General features: G+C 62.8%; 16 protein-coding genes and 1 pseudogene. 4 read left to right on the top strand and 13 right to left on the bottom strand.

Features of this window, described 5'->3' with window-relative positions:
• The first annotated feature begins 102 nt into the window (after positions 1-102).
• Positions 103-2,106 carry a TonB-dependent receptor plug domain-containing protein gene (locus LQG66_RS33385; RefSeq protein ID WP_231328049.1) on the top strand — a complete coding sequence of 668 codons (2,004 nt, stop codon included), beginning with the start codon at positions 103-105 and terminating at the stop codon, positions 2,104-2,106.
• A 75-nt stretch (positions 2,107-2,181) separates the two neighbouring features.
• Entirely contained in the window at positions 2,182-2,757 is a 576-nt protein-coding gene (locus LQG66_RS33380; RefSeq protein WP_231320044.1) for a hypothetical protein, read from the top strand.
• A 321-nt stretch (positions 2,758-3,078) separates the two neighbouring features.
• On the opposite strand, the pseudogene LQG66_RS33375 reads toward LQG66_RS33380, so the two are convergent.
• The 12 genes and pseudogenes from LQG66_RS33375 to miaA form a co-directional block, all read right to left on the bottom strand.
• Positions 3,079-3,252, bottom strand: a pseudogene (locus LQG66_RS33375) (ketol-acid reductoisomerase); the annotation flags it as partial.
• A gap of 1 nt (position 3,253) precedes the next feature.
• Entirely contained in the window at positions 3,254-3,826 is a 573-nt protein-coding gene (locus tag LQG66_RS33370; protein WP_231320043.1) for a pentapeptide repeat-containing protein, read from the bottom strand.
• Between the two features lie 4 nt (positions 3,827-3,830).
• The gene (locus LQG66_RS33365) at positions 3,831-6,029 is read right to left on the bottom strand and encodes an NACHT domain-containing protein (RefSeq protein ID WP_231320042.1); all 2,199 of its coding nucleotides are present in this window, start codon (positions 6,027-6,029) and stop codon (positions 3,831-3,833) included.
• 452 nt (positions 6,030-6,481) lie between these two features.
• Positions 6,482-7,501: a ketol-acid reductoisomerase gene (ilvC, locus tag LQG66_RS33360; protein ID WP_231320041.1), complete on the bottom strand. Its 1,020-nt coding sequence runs from the start codon at positions 7,499-7,501 to the stop codon at positions 6,482-6,484.
• 150 nt (positions 7,502-7,651) lie between these two features.
• A complete protein-coding gene (locus LQG66_RS33355) occupies positions 7,652-8,254 on the bottom strand; it encodes a LysE family translocator (RefSeq protein ID WP_231320040.1) in 603 nt (200 codons plus the stop codon).
• 299 nt (positions 8,255-8,553) lie between these two features.
• Complete coding sequence (locus LQG66_RS33350) at positions 8,554-9,243, bottom strand: class I SAM-dependent methyltransferase (RefSeq protein ID WP_231320039.1); 690 nt, start codon at positions 9,241-9,243, stop codon at positions 8,554-8,556.
• 3 nt (positions 9,244-9,246) lie between these two features.
• Complete coding sequence (ilvN, locus tag LQG66_RS33345; protein ID WP_231320038.1) at positions 9,247-9,789, bottom strand: acetolactate synthase small subunit; 543 nt, start codon at positions 9,787-9,789, stop codon at positions 9,247-9,249.
• A 150-nt stretch (positions 9,790-9,939) separates the two neighbouring features.
• A complete protein-coding gene (locus tag LQG66_RS33340; RefSeq protein WP_231320037.1) occupies positions 9,940-10,923 on the bottom strand; it encodes a threonine dehydratase in 984 nt (327 codons plus the stop codon).
• A 158-nt stretch (positions 10,924-11,081) separates the two neighbouring features.
• Complete coding sequence (locus tag LQG66_RS33335) at positions 11,082-12,851, bottom strand: acetolactate synthase 3 large subunit (protein ID WP_231320036.1); 1,770 nt, start codon at positions 12,849-12,851, stop codon at positions 11,082-11,084.
• Positions 12,852-13,277: 426 nt separating this feature from the next.
• Positions 13,278-13,703, bottom strand: a complete 426-nt coding sequence (locus LQG66_RS33330) for a PIN domain-containing protein (protein ID WP_231320035.1) — start codon at positions 13,701-13,703, stop codon at positions 13,278-13,280.
• Positions 13,700-13,957: a FitA-like ribbon-helix-helix domain-containing protein gene (locus tag LQG66_RS33325; RefSeq protein WP_231320034.1), complete on the bottom strand. Its 258-nt coding sequence runs from the start codon at positions 13,955-13,957 to the stop codon at positions 13,700-13,702. Before LQG66_RS33325 ends, LQG66_RS33330 begins: the two co-directional genes overlap by 4 nt.
• Before the next feature lie 31 nt (positions 13,958-13,988).
• Entirely contained in the window at positions 13,989-14,915 is a 927-nt protein-coding gene (miaA, locus tag LQG66_RS33320) for a tRNA (adenosine(37)-N6)-dimethylallyltransferase MiaA (protein ID WP_231320033.1), read from the bottom strand.
• 3 nt (positions 14,916-14,918) lie between these two features.
• On the opposite strand from miaA, the gene serB reads away from it, so the two are divergent.
• Entirely contained in the window at positions 14,919-15,809 is an 891-nt protein-coding gene (serB, locus tag LQG66_RS33315; protein WP_231320032.1) for a phosphoserine phosphatase SerB, read from the top strand.
• A 236-nt stretch (positions 15,810-16,045) separates the two neighbouring features.
• On the opposite strand, the gene LQG66_RS33310 is transcribed toward serB, so the two are convergent.
• Entirely contained in the window at positions 16,046-16,588 is a 543-nt protein-coding gene (locus LQG66_RS33310) for a hypothetical protein (protein WP_231320031.1), read from the bottom strand.
• Positions 16,589-17,266: 678 nt separating this feature from the next.
• Here LQG66_RS33310 and LQG66_RS33305 point away from each other — a divergent pair.
• Positions 17,267-17,548, top strand: coding sequence for a hypothetical protein (locus LQG66_RS33305; RefSeq protein ID WP_231320030.1), 282 nt, complete (start codon positions 17,267-17,269; stop codon positions 17,546-17,548).
• Positions 17,549-17,611 lie beyond the last annotated feature (63 nt).

Below are 17,611 nucleotides of genomic sequence, written 5' to 3'. Positions count from 1 at the left end.
CCACTGACGTCATGCCGAGGTTCCCTCGTGTTCTCATTGCTATCTGTCGCCCGGCGCCATCGCGCCGGTTTGTTGTCGTCCAGCGTCCTGTTCTCCATCGCCATGTTCGGCGCGGCTCCGGCCACCGCCCAGCAATCCGCCTCCCCCAACCTGCTGCCCCCGGTCGAGGTCGACGCGCCACGTAAGCCGCCAGGCCCGAAGCCGGCTATGCAGCGCGGGGTACAGACGTCGCGAGCACGCCCATCGCAGCCAGCGGCCTCGCAGGCCCCCGTTGCCCCCGCCCAGGCCAACGCACAACTCGTCGTCAGTCCGACCGGCATCGTGACGCCAGCCGCCCATGTGGCGAACGCGATCACGGTCGTCACGGCTAAGGACATCGCCACGCAGCAGTTCCGCGGGGTGCCCGACATCCTCGCCACCATTCCCGGATTGAACGTCGTGCGGACCGGCGGTCCTGGTGGCCAAAGCTCGGTCTTCACGCGCGGGACCAACGCCAATCACACCAAGATCCTGATCGACGGCATCGAGGTCGGCGACGTCACCAGCGCCAACGGCGCGTTCGACTTCGCCCACCTGCTGACCTCGGACATCCAGCAGATCGAGGTGCTCAGGGGACCGCAGAGCGGCCTCTATGGCTCGGATGCGATCGGCGGCGTCATCTCGGTGATCACCCGCAAGGGCGATGGACCGGCGCGCGCGACCGCCTCGATCGAGACCGGATCGTATCAGACCTTCAACCAGTCGGCCGGGGTCAGCGGCGCGCAGGACAATGTCAACTACGCCGTCAATGTCGCGCATCTCCATGCCGGCGACATTCCGGTCACGCCGCAGCAGTTGCTCCCGGCCGGGCAGAAGGCGATCGGCGACGCCTACGACAACGTCACCGCCTCGAGCAAATTCGGCATCGACCTCAACGAGGCCTGGACGCTGAATTCGGTGGTCCGCGTCACCGACGCGACGTTGCTGTTCACCGGCGACGGCGGCTTTCCCAGCGTCCCGAACGCGGCCCAGAGCACCCATGTCGTGCACCAGCTCGCCACGCGCGAGGAAGCCGTATGGTCACTGCTCGACGGTCGCATCAAGAACTATTTCGCCGTCAACACCGTCAACAACCGGACGTGCGATCTCGCGGCCGGCGATCCCGTCGCCGCAGTCTCGACCGGCGAGCACATCAAATACGACTGGCACGCGGTGACCGAGCTCGCTCCGCACAACAACGTCATCGTCGGGCTCGAGCAGCAGACCGACCGCCTGCGGACCACGGGCCTCACCGCCGAGAACGGCAACAAGGCCGGCTTCATCGAGCTGCAGACAGAGTTCGCAAGCCGCATGTTCCTGGTCGCGAGCCTGCGCAACGACGTCAACGATCGGTTCGGCGGACATGGCACCTATCGGATCGCGCCGGCCGTGATCCTGCCGGTCACGGAGACCAAGCTGAAGGCCAGCTATGGCACCGGCTTCAAGGCGCCGACCTTGAGCCAGCTCTATCAGGACTTTGTCGCGTTCAACTTCTTCGCCAATCCGAACCTCAGGCCCGAGGAGAGCACCGGGTACGACGCGGGCTTCGAGCAGCCGCTGTTCGAGGACCGCGTTCGCTTCGGCACGACCTACTTCCACAACAGCATCACCAACCTGATCAATTTCAACGCGACCTTCACCTCCTACGCCAATGTCGGGCTCGCCACCACCGAAGGCACCGAGAGCTTCGTGACGGCGCGGCTCACGGACCGGATCTCGCTGCGCGCGGACTACACGTTCACCCGCGCGATCGACGCAACCACCGGCCAGCAGCTGCTGCGCCGTCCCAAGGAAAAATGGAGCGCAACGGCGGTGTGGAGGCCTGTCGATGCGCTCACCGTATCGGCCACCGTACTGCGCATCGGCAATTGGCCCGACGTCAGCCGCGACGGCATGACCACCGGACTCGTGGCACCCGGCTATACGGTCGTGAACCTGCGCGGCGACTACGCGGTCTCCGATCAGGTCAAGCTGTTCGGCCGCATCGATAATCTCTTCAACCGCCACACCCAGAACCCGACCGGCTTCCTGGCGCCGGGACTCGGCGTGTTCGGCGGCATCCGGGTGGCAAGCTACGGGGTGGAGTGAACGCTCCCGCCCGGCCAGTGAACCGCTGTCATCGACATCCCGAATGAACTACCATCAACCCGAAGGAGACGACCCATGGCTCTCGACATCATGACATCCCCCGCGCAGGCCCGCCTCACGCCCGTGCCGCAGCGGCTTGCCCCAGCGTTCTGCCTTATGCTGCTGACCGCAGCCTGCGCGCTGGCGAGTTTCGTGTTCGCCTGCGCGACGCCGTTTGCGGCCTTCGCGGTCACAGCGGCTGCCATGCTGCCGCTGCGCACGGCGCTGCCGGCCGTGCTCGGCGCCTGGCTGGTCAACCAGGGCATCGGCTTCGGCGCCCTGCACTATCCGGTCGACGCCAGCACGCTGGCCTGGGGCGCCGTGATCGGCGCTGCCGCGCTCGGTGCCACGATCGTCGCGCGCATTACGCTGGCGAGCTTGCGCGCAGCGCCGGCGCCAGTCGCGTTTGCCGTCGCGCTCATCGCTGCCTACGCCGCCTATGAGATGGTGCTGCTCGCTGCCACGCCCGTGCTCGGCGGCGCCGCGAGCTTCACGGTCGCGATCGTCGCGCGCCTCGGGCTGACCAGCGCGGCCTGGCTGGTCGGGCTCGCCGCCACCTGTGAGATCGTCCGTCTGCTCACGCCGCTCATGTCGCGCCGCGCGATGTCCTGACCGGACCAGCGTCAGCGAGTGAGAGGGTCGCCACCTCCTCGTTCTCCGCTGTCGTCCCCGCGAACGCGGGGCCCCATACCGCGTGATGTGAGTTGGCGGAAACAAGTCCGAGTCACCACCGTTCGTCACCACGAACGACGGTGGTTATGGGTCCCCGCGTTCGCGGGGACGACAGTGTTGTTTGTCGCAAGCAGCCGGGCTGAACCACGCGGCTTCGCCAGCAGTGAGAAAAGAGCCTCCGCCCGACAAGGACGGAGGCTTTCGATTGAGCTCCAGGTCGAGACCGCACGACCCGCAGTCTCGACCAGCCATCACGACCAATCAGTTCTTGCTCTTGTCGACCAGCGCGCCCTTCTTGATCCAGGGCATCATGTCGCGCAGGCGGGCGCCGACTTCCTCGATCGGGTGCTGGGCAAGCTTGGCGCGGGTCGCCTTGAACGAGGTCTGGTTGACCTCGTTCTCCAGCATCCAGTCACGTGCGAAGCGGCCGGACTGCTTACTTCTTAGGTCGCCGTTTGCTTTCCCGCTTTTGCTCCGGTGAATTCGGAACTATGGCACCGGCATCCCTCAACCGCTTGACGTCAACATCCCTGAGAACAGCTTCTGTGAAGTCGGCGCCGGTCATTTGCGCGTTATCTACGCGAATCCCAGCGACATTAGCCCGTCTAAAATCACAACCACTAAAATCACCAAATTCCAAGACGCTTGCCACTAGAGAAGCATCCGAAAAATCTGCGCCTTGCGCATCCATCCCATAGAGGTCTTGAAAGTAGAGCGCCTCCCCAGAAAGGGACAGACCCGCAAAAAGCTTAAGCGACAATACGTGAGGACCAGTTCGCTGCCCGCGCAACCGATGAATGAGACTTCCTATGAGCGCTCTGTCACTCTTGCTCGGCCGAATGTCGACCGGTTCAAAACCAGGCATCCCAATGGACGGCAAAATCGTTGCATTCAAAGCTGCCAACAATGCCTCTTCAGCATTCCGCGCCTGCTCCGCAACTTCCCGAAATGTTTGTGGGCGTCGAATTAACCGGCCATCGGGCAATTGAAACAAGAGGTGGGCCGGCATTCCATCAACAAGATTGGCCCTGCATACAAAAGACCAATACCTCACGCCAGCGCACGACCATCTCACTCGACTGCAAAAAACAACTATAAACCTCATCCCTAAGAAATCGAATTAAATCGAAATCCAACGCCCGCCCTCCCGCAAGGCGGATCCAATCCTTTAGTTGCTCAGACTCATCAAATGTCTTTTTTCTCACACCACGGTGTCTTTTCGCGTCTTCAAACGCCTCTGAAATTGTGGCAACTGCCTCCACTATCCGCCTCGATACAAGATACTCGGCGAAGGTCTTATGCAGAAATTCAAAAGAGTTCGGCGCCTCATGAGGCCGCATGTAAAATGCCAATGCCGCACTTACTGCTGGCTTGTTTCCGCCTATCACCTTCCTAAAGGAATGCGCAACATCCGGACTCCAATTTCCCAGGAGCTTCTCAACCGTTTCAATCGAACCTATTCGTGTGGAGCCATCATACCAAGCGGCAAGAGCCATGGCCTGCAATACTACTTCGTACTCCTCGAACGCTGGAAATTCCGTAGCGAAATTCCTATCTCCTTTGCCGCACTCGCGCTCATAGAAATATCGCAATAATTTCGCATATATCGAATTCCGCGCAAGACTATCGCCGATTCGGCTAGGAACCCAAGGCCGAATTAGCGCAATAAAGTAAAGTAACAACGGCTCGATAGTAACTTCGTACAAGTCACGATGCAGTAACGTGGCCGGCATTTCTTCAGGTACATCTCTCGTCGCCTTCTGCCAAAGCTTCCACCAAGCACGACGTTGATCTTCCCGCAACAGCCCGGCTGGATCATCGTAATCTACCTCCTCCATCTCAGAATTTTGATGGCGCAATTCTTCTGAAAATCTGAGGAGGGACAGGATTTGCTCGCCGGAACATTTTAATACGCGAGCAGCACTCCCTGCTACGGCGACTCGTCCCGTTACCAACGCCAAGACACTGATCGGCGACGCACTCTGAAGTCCGTTTTCCTGATCCAAGAATGAACGGAGATCGATCATAAACTCCCGCGCGATTTCGTCTGCATCTTTTCCAGGCCTAACCAGTTCGTCTAGACCGTCAAATATTATTAGGAACGGCTTTTGCAGACCGACTACGCTTGCCGTTTCGAGGGGGAACGCCGAGAACGGAATTTCCTTCACTTCGATTAAGTACTCTCTCAGCCTTTCCCGTAGAGGCACATCTGGCCTAACCAATTTCTGAAGAGGCACAAAAATGGGGTACGCCACCCCGGATCGCGCAAGCTTGGCTGCATAGGCGCGCATCGAACTTGACTTACCGATGCCCGGCCCTCCGCTAACAACTCGTAACGCATCCTTTCGCGACGCAGCGACAACCCACTTATCAAGCGCATCAAAAACTCGCACGATCTTTCGCTTGATAGTTGGACGCTCCTTTGCCGTTGCTTGAACCGCCAGCGAATCTATCGCTAAATTTGGTTGACTATCTTTCGCCTGCCCCGATTCCACAAAAGCTCTCAAGGGAACGAATACTTGCGCCAATCTCACTGCATTGAGGTCATCTTCGGACTGCCCAATCAACCTAAGTTCCGTGAACTGCTCCTCGATATACTGAAGGTACCCAGAGAGCTCCCGCTGGATCTTCATACTAGCGGTAAATGGAGAATTGAGCGCCTGCTCTAGCGCTTCAAAGCGACGAGCGTCTTTCAACCAAGTACGATGAAGACCAGTCGGAAAATGACTTAAGATCCTCTTCTTAGCTTCCGGCGGCTTATCTTCACCGCCAAACTGTGAGCCCCACGCAGACAGCTCGTGCGAAACATCATCAATAAGTTGAAGCCTGTTTGGCTGCTGAAAGAAATCTGGTTCTACAGTATAAGTCCGACTCTCTATACGAGCTCCAATATCCTCAACAAGCTTGCGAAGGGATTCCGGAGGCGGCCGCGTCTTAAAAGCTGTCTCAGCAACGGCTTTCTCAAGCGCATAGGCGAGTCCACCTGAGACCAGAAGCCAAGCTCGTAGTTCTTGTGTCTCCTCTGACTTGAAACCCTTGAAGACTCCAAACAGTCCAGATATTGCATTAGGAGCGACCGCTATCCAAGCTCCACCCGTCTTTATCGTCGCCAGCGCCCTTGCACCGGCCTCAAGGATACTTCCAAGCATCTGTGAGAATTCAAGCTTGAATGCTTTGCCAGTAAGTCGAAGCTCGATACCGTCGGCGGACATTGATTGGAAATCCAAAAGGTGAGCTGTCTAGCTAGTAAGCAAGGAAGCAGATAGCACCGCTAAAAACTTGGCAATCTTAAGATGAAATTTTCGGTTAAACAATCGAAATTGGATTTTCTTTTGGTTCTATCACATCTTGGAATTTGAAAGTCTGGGATTTAAATCCCAACAATTTGGATCAGTATTGCCGATGTGGAGAGCATTGGCTGAATCTTGCGGAATAGATTCAGGCAGCTTGGGAGACCGGATTGGCCACGTCACTGATCTCGTGCGTCAGCAGGCTCTCGTTCACGTCTACGGTGCGCGCTGTCCTAACCGGACCTGAATCTCCCGCAAAAAACAAAAAACGGCGGGCCCCGGCCCGCCGTTTTCGATTCTCCGGTCGTCCCGCTGGGATCGCCGAGACCGCGGGCTCTCGCCATCGATCTCGGATTCGATCGCGGGGGGCGATCTCAGTTCTTGCTCTTGTCGACCAGCGCGCCCTTCTTGATCCAGGGCATCATGTCGCGCAGGCGGGCGCCGACCTCCTCGATCGGATGCTGGGCAAGCTTGGCGCGGGTCGCCTTGAACGAGGTCTGGTTGACCTTGTTCTCCAGCATCCAGTCACGTGCGAAGCGGCCGGACTGGATGTCGCCGAGCACCTTCTTCATCTCCGCCTTGGTCTCGGCGGTGATGATGCGCGGGCCGGTGACGTACTCGCCATATTCAGCGGTGTTGGAGATCGAGTAGTTCATGTTGGCGATGCCGCCTTCGTAGATCAGGTCGACGATCAGCTTCACCTCGTGGAGGCACTCGAAATAGGCCATCTCCGGCGCGTAGCCGGCTTCGCACAGCGTCTCGTAGCCGGCCTTGATCAGCTCGACCAGGCCGCCGCACAGCACCGCCTGCTCGCCGAACAGGTCGGTCTCGCATTCCTCCTTGAAGGTGGTCTCGATGATGCCGGCGCGGCCGCCGCCGATCGCAGAGGCGTAGGACAGGCCGAGGTCATGGGCGTTGCCGGAGGAATCCTTGGCAATCGCGATCAGGCAGGGCACGCCGCCGCCGCGCTGGTATTCCGAGCGGACGGTGTGGCCGGGGCCCTTCGGCGCGATCATCAGCACGTCGAGATCGGCGCGCGGATCGAGCAGGTTGAAGTGGACGTTGAGGCCGTGCGCGAACACCAGCGCCGCACCCTGCTTCATGTTGTCGTGCAGGTGCCCACGGTAGATGTCACCCTGCAGCTCGTCCGGGGTCAGCATCATCACCAGATCGCCCCACTTCGCGGCCTCGGCGACTTCCATCACCTTGAAGCCCGCGGCCTCCGCCTTCTTGGCCGAGCTCGAGCCCTTGTACAGCGCGATCGCCACCTCTTTGACGCCGGAATCCTTCAGGTTCAGCGCGTGGGCGTGGCCCTGGGCGCCGTAGCCGACGATGACGACCTTCTTGCCCTTGATCAGGTTCAGATCGGCGTCGCGATCGTAATAAACACGCATTGTCGTTTCCTCTTCGAGATGGCCGGAATTGGCTGGACAATCAGAAGCTTGGGTGAGGCACGGGCGGCCGGGCCCGGACGAAATCCGGCCCGTGTCTAGAGCATTTTGGGCGTGGATGGAAACCCCGATCTCGCATGGCGCCGACCTCCCTCATGCGTCCATGAACACGGGATAGAGCGAGGCCAAGAGCAGCACCGCCATCACGGCATTGAAGGCGCGCACCGCGCGTTCGGAGCTCAGCAGCGGCCGCAGGGCTGTCCCGAACAGGGTCCAAGTGATGGTCGAGCCCACGGCCATGACGAAGCTGATCGCGACCTGCAGCGCGACGTTGGCAGGGAAGCTGGCGATCGCGGCATAGGCCGTGATGGTGCTGATCACCATCACCCAGCCCTTGGCGTTGACCCACTGGAACAACGCCGCACCCCAGAACGACATCGGACCGTGCGTACGGTTCTCGTCGGGCCTGGTCGAGCCCGAGAGCGCGATCGCGACCGCGAGATAGATCAGGTAGGCGGCGCCGAGATATTTCAGCACCGTCTGCAGCACAGGGTAGCCGATGAACACCGCGGCCAAACCAAAGCCGACCGCGCCGACCATGAAGGCGAAGCCGAAGCTGACGCCCATCATGTGCGGCACCGTGCGGCGGAAGCCGTGGGTGACGCCGGACGACAGCAGCATGATGTTGTTCGGCCCCGGCGTGAACGACATGACGAAGGCGAAGGTCACGAAGGCGATGAGGAGCTGCTGGGACATTCAGTATGCTCTCGCCGCACTGAGACTATTCCTGAGGCCCCGTGCGTAGGTGAGGTATGCCCGTCTGTCGCGGCGCGGGCGCTTTAACCTCTCCCCGCTTGCGGGGAGAGGTCGGTTTGCATCGCGAGATGCAAACCGGGTGAGGGGGTACAGGTCTCTCCACGAACACTCCCCGTGCGGCTGCCCCTCACCCCAGCCCTCACAGCGCGAGCGAAGCTCGTCGCGCCCCCGTAAGAACGGGGAGAGGGGGCGCACCGTCTGCTGCGCAACAGCGTGCGCCACCCACGAATCGTTCATTGCTAGCCCTGCTCCGCCGGCTTCTGCAGCACATACGTGGCGTGCATCGGCGCGTGGTAGTCGGCCGAGACCATGGTGAAGCCGACCTCGGCCAGCATCCGCTCCATGACCCAGGCGAAGGTCGAGTTCTCGTCGCGCATATGGGTGATGACGCTGTCGCGGGCGAGATCGTGGTTCTTGATGTTGAAATCGGCCCATTGCTCGACGCCGCGCTCGGCGCCGTCGGGCATGCTGACATAGACGATGTCGCGCAGGAAGAACTGCGCGCCGGGCTTCAGCGCGGCGAAGATCCGCGCCAGCGCCACCGCCTTCCAGAAATCCGGCAAATGATGCAGCGTGAACTCGCTGGCAATGAGGTCATAGGAATTCGGCTGATAGGCGAACGACAGCAGACCGGCGGGCTGCGTGCGCACCGCGGCGCGGCGGTCGCGGGTGTAGATCCTGGTCAGCGCGAGCATCGCCGGAGCAATGTCGATGGCGTCAACGACGGCCCCCATCAGCGCCGCCTCGGTCGCCAGCACGCCATTGCCGCAGCCGACATCGGCCACCCGCCAGCCGGGCTTGACGCCGAGCATCTTCAGCGCGGCGCGGGCGCGCTGGTCGGCATCGTCGCCCGAGCCATAGATCGCGGCGACCGCGTTATCCAGCCCGATCCGGTTCCGTTCGTTGTAGTACCAGTCGCGCGCCAGCATGGCTCACATCCCCTCCGGTCCCCGCCCGATCGCCGCAACGCCGGTCCTGGAGACCTCGACCAGGCCGAGCGGACGCATCAGATCGATAAACTGATTGATCTTGTCGGTGTTGCCTGTGATCTCGAACACAAAGCTTTCCGTGGTGGCGTCGATGACGCGGGCACGAAACGCATCGGCCAGCCGCAGCGCCTCGACGCGGGGCTCGCCGGTGCCGCGCACCTTGACCATCGCGAGCTCGCGTTCGATCGCCCGCTTGGTCAAGGTCATGTCGACGACGCGATAGACCGGGATCATGCGGTCGAGCTGATGCTTGATCTGCTGGATCACCATTGGCGTGCCGGTGGTCACGATGGTGATGCGCGACAGATGCTTCTGGCTCTCGGTCTCGGAGACGGTGAGGCTCTCGATGTTGTAGCCGCGGCCCGAGAACAGGCCGATCACGCGGGCGAGCACGCCCGGCTCGTTCTGCACCAGCACCGAGAGTGTATGCGTCTCGTTCGGATCCTGGCGGTCTTCGAGGAAATAGGCCGATGCTGGCTGGTTCATTGGTGTCCCCTTTATCCCTCTTCCGTCATGCCCGCGCAGGCGGGCATCCAGTACTCACCGCAGCCGTGAGTCTCACGGTGGCCGCGGCGTACTGGATCGCCCGGTCGAGCCGGGCGATGACAACGGTGTGTGTGGTGAGCTGAATGCGCTTCATGCGGCCCCCGCTTCTGCAGGAGCGGCCGCCGGCATCACCCAGCGCCTGAACAGATCGAGATCGATGTTGCCGCCCGACAGCACGAGGCCTACGCGCTTGCCGACGAGCTTCGGCTTCTCCTGCAGCGCGGCCGCCAGAGGCGCGGCGCCGGCGCCTTCGGCGAGGTTGTGGGTGTCGGTCCACAGGATGCGGACGGCGTCCGCAATCTCGGCATCGCTGACCTGGACGATGCGCGAGGCGCCCTTGAGGATGATCGCGAGCGCATCGGCATCGGGGCTGCGGGTCGCCAGACCATCGGCGCTGGTGTCGGCGCTGTTGGTCGTCACCACCGTGCGCGCGGCAAACGACAGCGCGTAGGACGGCGCTTCCGTCGACTGCACGCCGACGATCTCGGTCTTCAGTCCCAGCAGATCGCGCGCCAGGATGCAGCCGCAGATGCCGGAGCCCTGCCCGATCGGCACGTACAGCACGTCGAGATCGGGCGCCGTTCGAAACAGCTCCAGCGCGTAGGTCGCGACGCCGCGCACGAGATCCGGATGGAACGACGGCACCATCTGCAAGGACTCGCGTGCAGCGTGGCGGCCGGCTTCCTCACGCGCCTCCTGGAAGTCGCTGCCGTGCTCGATCAGCTCGGCACCGAACGCGGCCATCGCGCGGTTCTTCTCGACCGAGTTGCCGCGCGGAACATAGATCGTCACCGGCAGGCCGTTGCGGCGGCCGGCAAACGCGACGCTCTGGCCATGATTGCCGCGCGTCGCAGTGATCAGGCCGCGCACATCGGGCTGCGTCCGCTTGAGGTTATCGACATAGACGAGCCCGCCGCGCACCTTGAAGGCGCCGGCCGGGGTGTGGTTCTCGTGCTTGACGACGACATCAGTGCCGAGCCGTGAGCTCAGCAGCGGCCACGCATGCGCCGGCGTCGCCGGCACCGCGGCGGCGACGATGGCGTGGGCCTGCTCCAGCTCGGCTAGCGTGAACACGACCGCCTCCTCATAACAGTCGTCATGCCCGCGCAGGCGGGCATCCAGTACACGCCGGCCGTCGTGAGACCCACGATGGCCGTGGCGTACTGGATCGCCCGGTCAAGCCGGGCGATGACAGCGGAGTTTTTGGTTGGCGCCGTCTTCACAGCCCGTCCTCACACCAGCGCCTTGCCGCCGGCGAACGCCGCGGCTGGATCGGACGCCTCGGCCGGCAGGATCATCTCGTTGTGCGCCTTGCCGGAGGGGATCATCGGGAAGCAGTTCTCCAGCGCGGCGACGCGGCAGTCGAACAGCACCGGCTTCTTGACCGAGATCATCTCCTTGATCGCGCCGTCGAGATCGCCGGGCTTGCTCACCTGCAGGCCGACGCCGCCATAGGCTTCCGCCAGCTTGACGAAGTCCGGCAGCGCCTCCGAGTAGGAATGCGACAGCCGGTTGCCGTGCAGCAGCTGCTGCCACTGCCGCACCATGCCCATGTACTGGTTATTGAGGATGAAGATCTTGACCGGCAGCTCGTACTGCACGGCGGTCGACATCTCCTGCATCGTCATCTGCACCGAGGCGTCGCCGCCGATGTCGATGACGAGGCTGTCGGGATGGGCGACCTGGACGCCGATCGCCGCCGGCAGGCCGTAGCCCATGGTGCCGAGACCGCCCGAGGTCATCCAGCGATGCGGCTCCTCGAAGCCGTAGAACTGCGCGGCCCACATCTGGTGCTGGCCGACCTCGGTCGTGATGTAGGTGTCGCGACCGCGCGTCAGCTCGAACAGCCGCTGGATCGCGTATTGCGGCATGATCACGTCGCGGTTCGCCTTGTAGGCCAGCGAGTTGCGCGCGCGCCAGGTGGCGATCTCCTGCCACCACGACTTGGTGTCGGGCTTCTTGGCCTCGGCCTTGAACACCTGCAGGATATCGGCGAGCACGTCGCCGCAATCGCCGATGATGGGCACGTCGACGCGGATGTTCTTGTTGATCGAGGACGGATCGATGTCGATGTGGATCTTCTTCGAGTTTGGCGAGAACGCGTCGGTGCGGCCGGTGATGCGGTCGTCGAAGCGCGCGCCGACGCACAGCATGACATCGCAATCATGCATCGCCATGTTGGCCTCGTAGGTGCCGTGCATGCCGAGCATGCCGAGCCAGTTCTTGCCCGACGCCGGATAGGCGCCCAGCCCCATCAGGGTCGAGGTGATCGGGAATCCCGTGACCTCGACCAGCTCGCGCAGCAGCTTCGAGGCGTCCCGCCCGGCATTGATGACGCCGCCGCCGGAATAGATCACCGGACGCTTGGCCGAAGCCAGCAGGGCCACCGCTTTGCGGATCTGCGTCGCGTCGCCCTTGACGCGCGGCGCGTAGGAGACGTGGACGTCGGACTTGCGCGGCGGATGATAGGTGCCGGTCGCGAACTGCACGTCCTTCGGCACGTCGACGACGACCGGACCAGGGCGGCCCGTGGTCGCGACGTAGAAGGCTTCGTGCAGCACCTTGGCGAGGTCGTTGACGTTGCGGACCAGCCAGTTGTGCTTGGTGCAGGGCCGGGTGATGCCGACCGTGTCGCATTCCTGGAAGGCGTCGTTGCCGATCAGGTGCGTCGGCACCTGCCCGGTGATGCACACCAGCGGAATCGAATCCATCAGCGCATCTGCCAGCGGCGTCACCATGTTGGTGGCGCCGGGGCCGGAGGTCACCAGCACGACGCCGGGCTTGCCGGTCGAGCGGGCATAGCCTTCCGCGGCATGGCCGGCGCCCTGCTCGTGGCGGACCAGGATGTGCTGGACCTCGCTCTGCTGGAAGATCTCGTCATAGATCGGAAGCACCGCGCCGCCGGGATAGCCGAAGAGGTGCTGCACGCCGTGGTCGATGAGCGCGCGCACGATCATGGCGGCGCCGGTCATCTGGTTCGGATCGTGGCTCTTGTCGGTCATGGTGGGCTCCGGATCGCTTCTGTCAGAGGCGTGTCGTCTGGGTCGGTCGTTTCGGTTCGGTCGCTTGGTTCAGGGTCGTTTGGTCGGATCGCTTCGGTCTGGGTCTTGTTCAGTTTGGGTCTTGTTCAGTTCGGGTCGTTGAGCTCCAGGCAATAAAAAAGGGCCCTGGAAGGCCCTGCGCACCGCTCGGATCATGGATGGCCGCTAGCCATCCCCGGCGATGCGCCTGGGTACGACTACGATAAGGAGAATGGTAATAATGTTGCGCATGATACCGAGCGAACTTCCCAAAGGTTGCGCGAACATAGCCAGCGATGCCCCAATGTCAAGGCAAAGCCGGCTGCTCAGCGCGATTTTGTCAGGTTAACGCGGATTTTGCCTTTCGGCGAGCGGTAATTGCGACACAGATGTCATTTTCGCTGCTGATCACTCCCAGGGATTGATCAGCGTAAGCCCTAGTCCTGCGAAGTCGCCGACGTTACGTGTCGCGAGCTCGAGACCATAGGCCCGCGCAATACCGGCGATCTGCAGGTCAGCAAGTTTGTTGGGAATCTGATGTAGTGGGAGTGCGTTCGTTCTCGCCTGGGCGAGCAAACGCGCAGCTGCCTGCGCAGCGGCTGCGTCGAACGCATAGATGCGGCTTCCAAACCGCCTGACTGTCCGAGCGATCGCATTCTCCAGCGCATCCCTGCGTTTGCCGGCATCGAGCAGCGCGAGCCCAGCACCGAGCTCAAAGATCGTGATGCTCGACAGCGCGCTGCCGGCGAAGTTCGAGTCGAGCCAGCTGACGACCTGGGGTGACGGCGCAAGCTTCAACGCCTCTGAAATCACATTGGTATCGAGCAGGATCATTCCAGCGCGGCCGGCCGGATCGGTGCAGAGCGCAACTGATCGAGCGCTTCATCCAGATCGATGCCCGGCCGGGAGATCGCGACCAGCCAACTGCCAAATGGCTCAGCATCATCCGGCGATTCTGCTTCCTCGCGCGCGAGCTTTTCGAGCGTCTCCCGGAGATCAGCTTCCAAGCTCTTGCCGCGCCGTTCGGCGCGAAGCCGCAACAGCTCCTTGGTCGCGTCGTCGACTTTGCGGATCAGGATGTCAGCCATCAGAAACCTCCATTGATCTGATATCATGATATCAAAAATCTTTCAACGCCGCCACCCACGCCCGCGCCGCCTCCGGCGCCATCCATTCGAACTCCGGCAGCTGATGCCGGAACCAGGTGAACTGCCGCTTGGCGTAGTGGCGGGTGTCGGCCTTGCCGACGACAGCCGCCGCCTCCAGCGAGATCTCTCCGCGGAGATGGCGGATCAGCGCCGGCACGCCATGGGCCTTCATCGCCGGCAGCAGCGGGTCGAGGCCGCGGGCCGCGAGCCGCGCCACCTCCTCCAATGCCCCGCCGTCCAGCATGGCGTCGAAACGCGCGTCGATGCGCGCATAGAGCGCCTCGCGCTCCGGCGCGATGAACACGGCCTGATAGCTGCCCTCCGGCAGCAGCGGCGGCGTCGTCTCGGCATGCCAGTCGGCCAATGGCCGACCGGTGGCCTCGATCACCTCGAGCGCCCGGGCAACGCGGGTGCGGTCCCGCACGTTCAGCCGCTCGCCCGCAGCGGGATCGCGCATCGCGAGCTCCGCATGCAGCGCCTCGACCCCGTCACGGTCGAGCCGGAGACGTACGGCATCGCGTACCGCATCCGGCACGGGCGGCACTGCCGACAGCCCCCGCGTCAGCGCCTTGAAATAGAGCCCGGTGCCGCCGATGAAGACCGGCAGCCGCCCTGCCCGCCTGATCTCGTCGAGAACCTCTGCGGCGTCACGGACATAGTGGCCTGCCGAGTAGTTCAATTCGGCATCGACATGGCCGTAGAGCCGGTGCGGCACCTGCGCCTCTTCGTCGCGTGTCGGCCGCGCCGTCAGCACCCTCAGATCGCGGTAGACCTGCATGGAATCGGTGTTGATGACGACCCCGCCCGCTTTTTGCGCAAGTTCCAGCGCCAGCGCCGACTTGCCGCTGGCGGTCGGCCCTGCGATAAGCACCGCTTTGTTGCTCCCTTGCGAAGTCACCTGATGTCTCTCGTCGCCACCTTCATCTGCAATCCTGCCGATCCCGCGCTTGATACCACGATCGTGGAGGCCTTCCTGGCCGTGCTGCCGTCGCCCGGCACGCCGCGCTGGCTGTACGACGAGGTCGCCATCGACATCCCGTTCGGCGGCGAAGGCGAGGTCCACAAAATCGAGGCGCGGCTGCGCGACCTGCGCGGCGACATGCCGATCGACATCGTCGTGCAGCCCGAGGCCTTCCGACGCAAGAAGCTTTTTCTCGCCGATATGGATTCCACCATGATCGGCCAGGAATGCATCGACGAGCTCGCCGACTTCGCCGGTCTCAAGAAGCGTGTCGCAGCCATCACCGAGCGGGCGATGCGCGGCGAGATCGCGTTCGAGCCGGCGTTGCGCGAACGCGTCGCATTGCTGAAGGACCTGCCGGTCAGCGTGGTCGACGACGTCCTGGCCAAGCGCATCAAGCTGACGCCGGGCGGCCGCCATCTGGTCATGACCATGCGCGCCAACGGCGCCTATACCTGCCTGATCTCGGGCGGCTTCACCCTGTTCACCCGCCAGATCGCGGCCAAGATCGGCTTCGAGGAGAACCGCGCCAACGAGCTCGTCGTCGACGCCGGCAGGTTCACCGGCGAGGTGCGCGAGCCGATCCTCGGCCGCGCCGCCAAGCTCGCCACCCTGGTCGAGCTGCGCGAATCCTTCGATCTCGACGAGATCGATACACTCGCGGTCGGCGACGGCGCCAACGACCTCGGCATGATCGAAGCGGCGGGTCTCGGCGTCGCCTATCACGCCAAGCCCGCGGTCTCAGCGGCAGCGGCGGCGCGCATCGATCATGGCGATCTCACCGCGCTGCTCTATGCGCAAGGCTACACGCGCGCAGAGTTCGTCGACTAGAGTCCCGTGAGGTGGGCAAAGCGCCGCCCGCAAGGCGGCGCGTGCCCACCGTCACGCCACGCACGCGGAGCCACATGGTGGGCACGGCGCGCGACAGAACGCCGCCACCGGCAAGTAGCGTTGCATGCGCGCCTTTGCCCGCCCCACGCACTCAGGACCCGGGGTTATCGTGATCGCGAAGCTCGCTCAGCAAGCGCCGAGCGGGCGCTTGCGATCCCTCCGCCCTATTCGGCGCGTCATTTCCCATCCCGGCTCAACTCGACGGCGACCTCGGAGGCCCAAGCTCCGGGAGACTCCAACATGAATGATTGATGATTGGCTTTGGTGCGAATGGTCACGAATGCGGCGACGGTGTTGCCTTCGATCCTCGCCTCGATGAGCCCGTCGGAGCTCTTCCCCGTGATCTTGCCGCCCTGCCGGTACTCGCTTTCGAACCAGTTGCCTGAAAGCGACGTCCCGTCCTGCTCGATCTGCGCGGACAGGAGCATCTTGTAGGCATCGCTGGCGCAGCGCAGCTCGAAACCCATCGATTTCTCCGGCTTTTTGACCACGTAGGTTGCCTTGCAGCGAATGCGCTCCTTCGGCCCCTCGGACAATGTCATCGACCCGCCTCCGGACCATGTCCCAGCCAGACCATCGATCGCTGCGCCAGCATCCGCCGAAGAGAGCAGCAAACATCCGATGACGGCCAATCTCAGCAGTCGCTTGTCGTGCGATATCGATGCAGGCACTTCATGCTCCCCGAGCGCATTGATCCACGACGATCGCTCGTCGACCATCGTGGATAGCTGGCAGGAACGGGCGGAAAGATGGTCGGCGTATGGCTGAACTTGACGTCCAGGGCAGGAGCAACGCCCAGCAACGAAAATCCCGGTCCCTCCGAGTCATCCACGTCTCTCGCCTCAGATCACGCTCCGATACGACGGTCTTCGATTCGCCGTCGGGAAGCGTTCAGGATGGCGAACAGCGATTGCGCAAAACGCGGTCGAGCCTCGTTCTCTAAACGACGATTCCCCATGAACCTCGTGACGCTTCTCCTCCCGAGCACCGTCGCAGCATCGTCGTCCTGCGGGCCGCCCCAGCGGCCGGCGAACGTCCCATCGGGGTGACCTCGTTCTGCGCGACACCGCATCAGCCCGCGACCGCTGGCGTCCAGGCGCGCCGGCTTCGGCGCAAGAACCGATCGCTCCGCCGTGCGGCGCCTCGATTCACGCGATCTTGTTTCGAAACGGCCGGCTTCTGAGCAATTCCATTTCACGTCGTTTCAGATCGCGAATGAGTCCATTCGCATGTCGCATGAAGTCGGGTCGCGCGCTGCGATGTTAACCGCATCACCAATCGATGAATTGCCAAATCATGCTGCATCGCATATAAACCTGAGCACGTTAGGGAGCGTCCAAGGAAACGAAAACGATTGCACATGATGCAATCGATCATCGTCACACAAGGACCTCCCGATGACCATCAAGCACATCATTCCCGGCTCTCTCGTTGCCCTCGCGCTGCTGAGCGGCGTTGCCGCCGCAGCCGAACTGCCGAGCTACGAAGTCGGCGCGCTGCCAGCCACCCCGCATCAGCTCTCCGTCGTCGGCGCTTCGGCTGCGCAAGAGCAGGCTCCCGTGGCCGATCTCACCCGCGCCGGCATGCCCGCCACTCCGCTCCAGCTCGCCGTGCTCACCGGCCACCGCCGCAGCGCCGCTCTGGTCGTCCCGACCACCGTCGGCAGCGTGCGGAACTAAGCATCCCACGTGCACGACCTCTCCCTCCCCTTGCGGGGAGGGCGATCGCATATGAAGATCTGA

Origin of the sequence: Bradyrhizobium ontarionense, from assembly GCF_021088345.1 — a bacterium.
In the GTDB taxonomy this organism is placed as follows: Bacteria; Pseudomonadota; Alphaproteobacteria; order Rhizobiales; family Xanthobacteraceae; genus Bradyrhizobium; species Bradyrhizobium ontarionense.
This window is presented reverse-complemented; position numbering and strand designations above follow the sequence as displayed.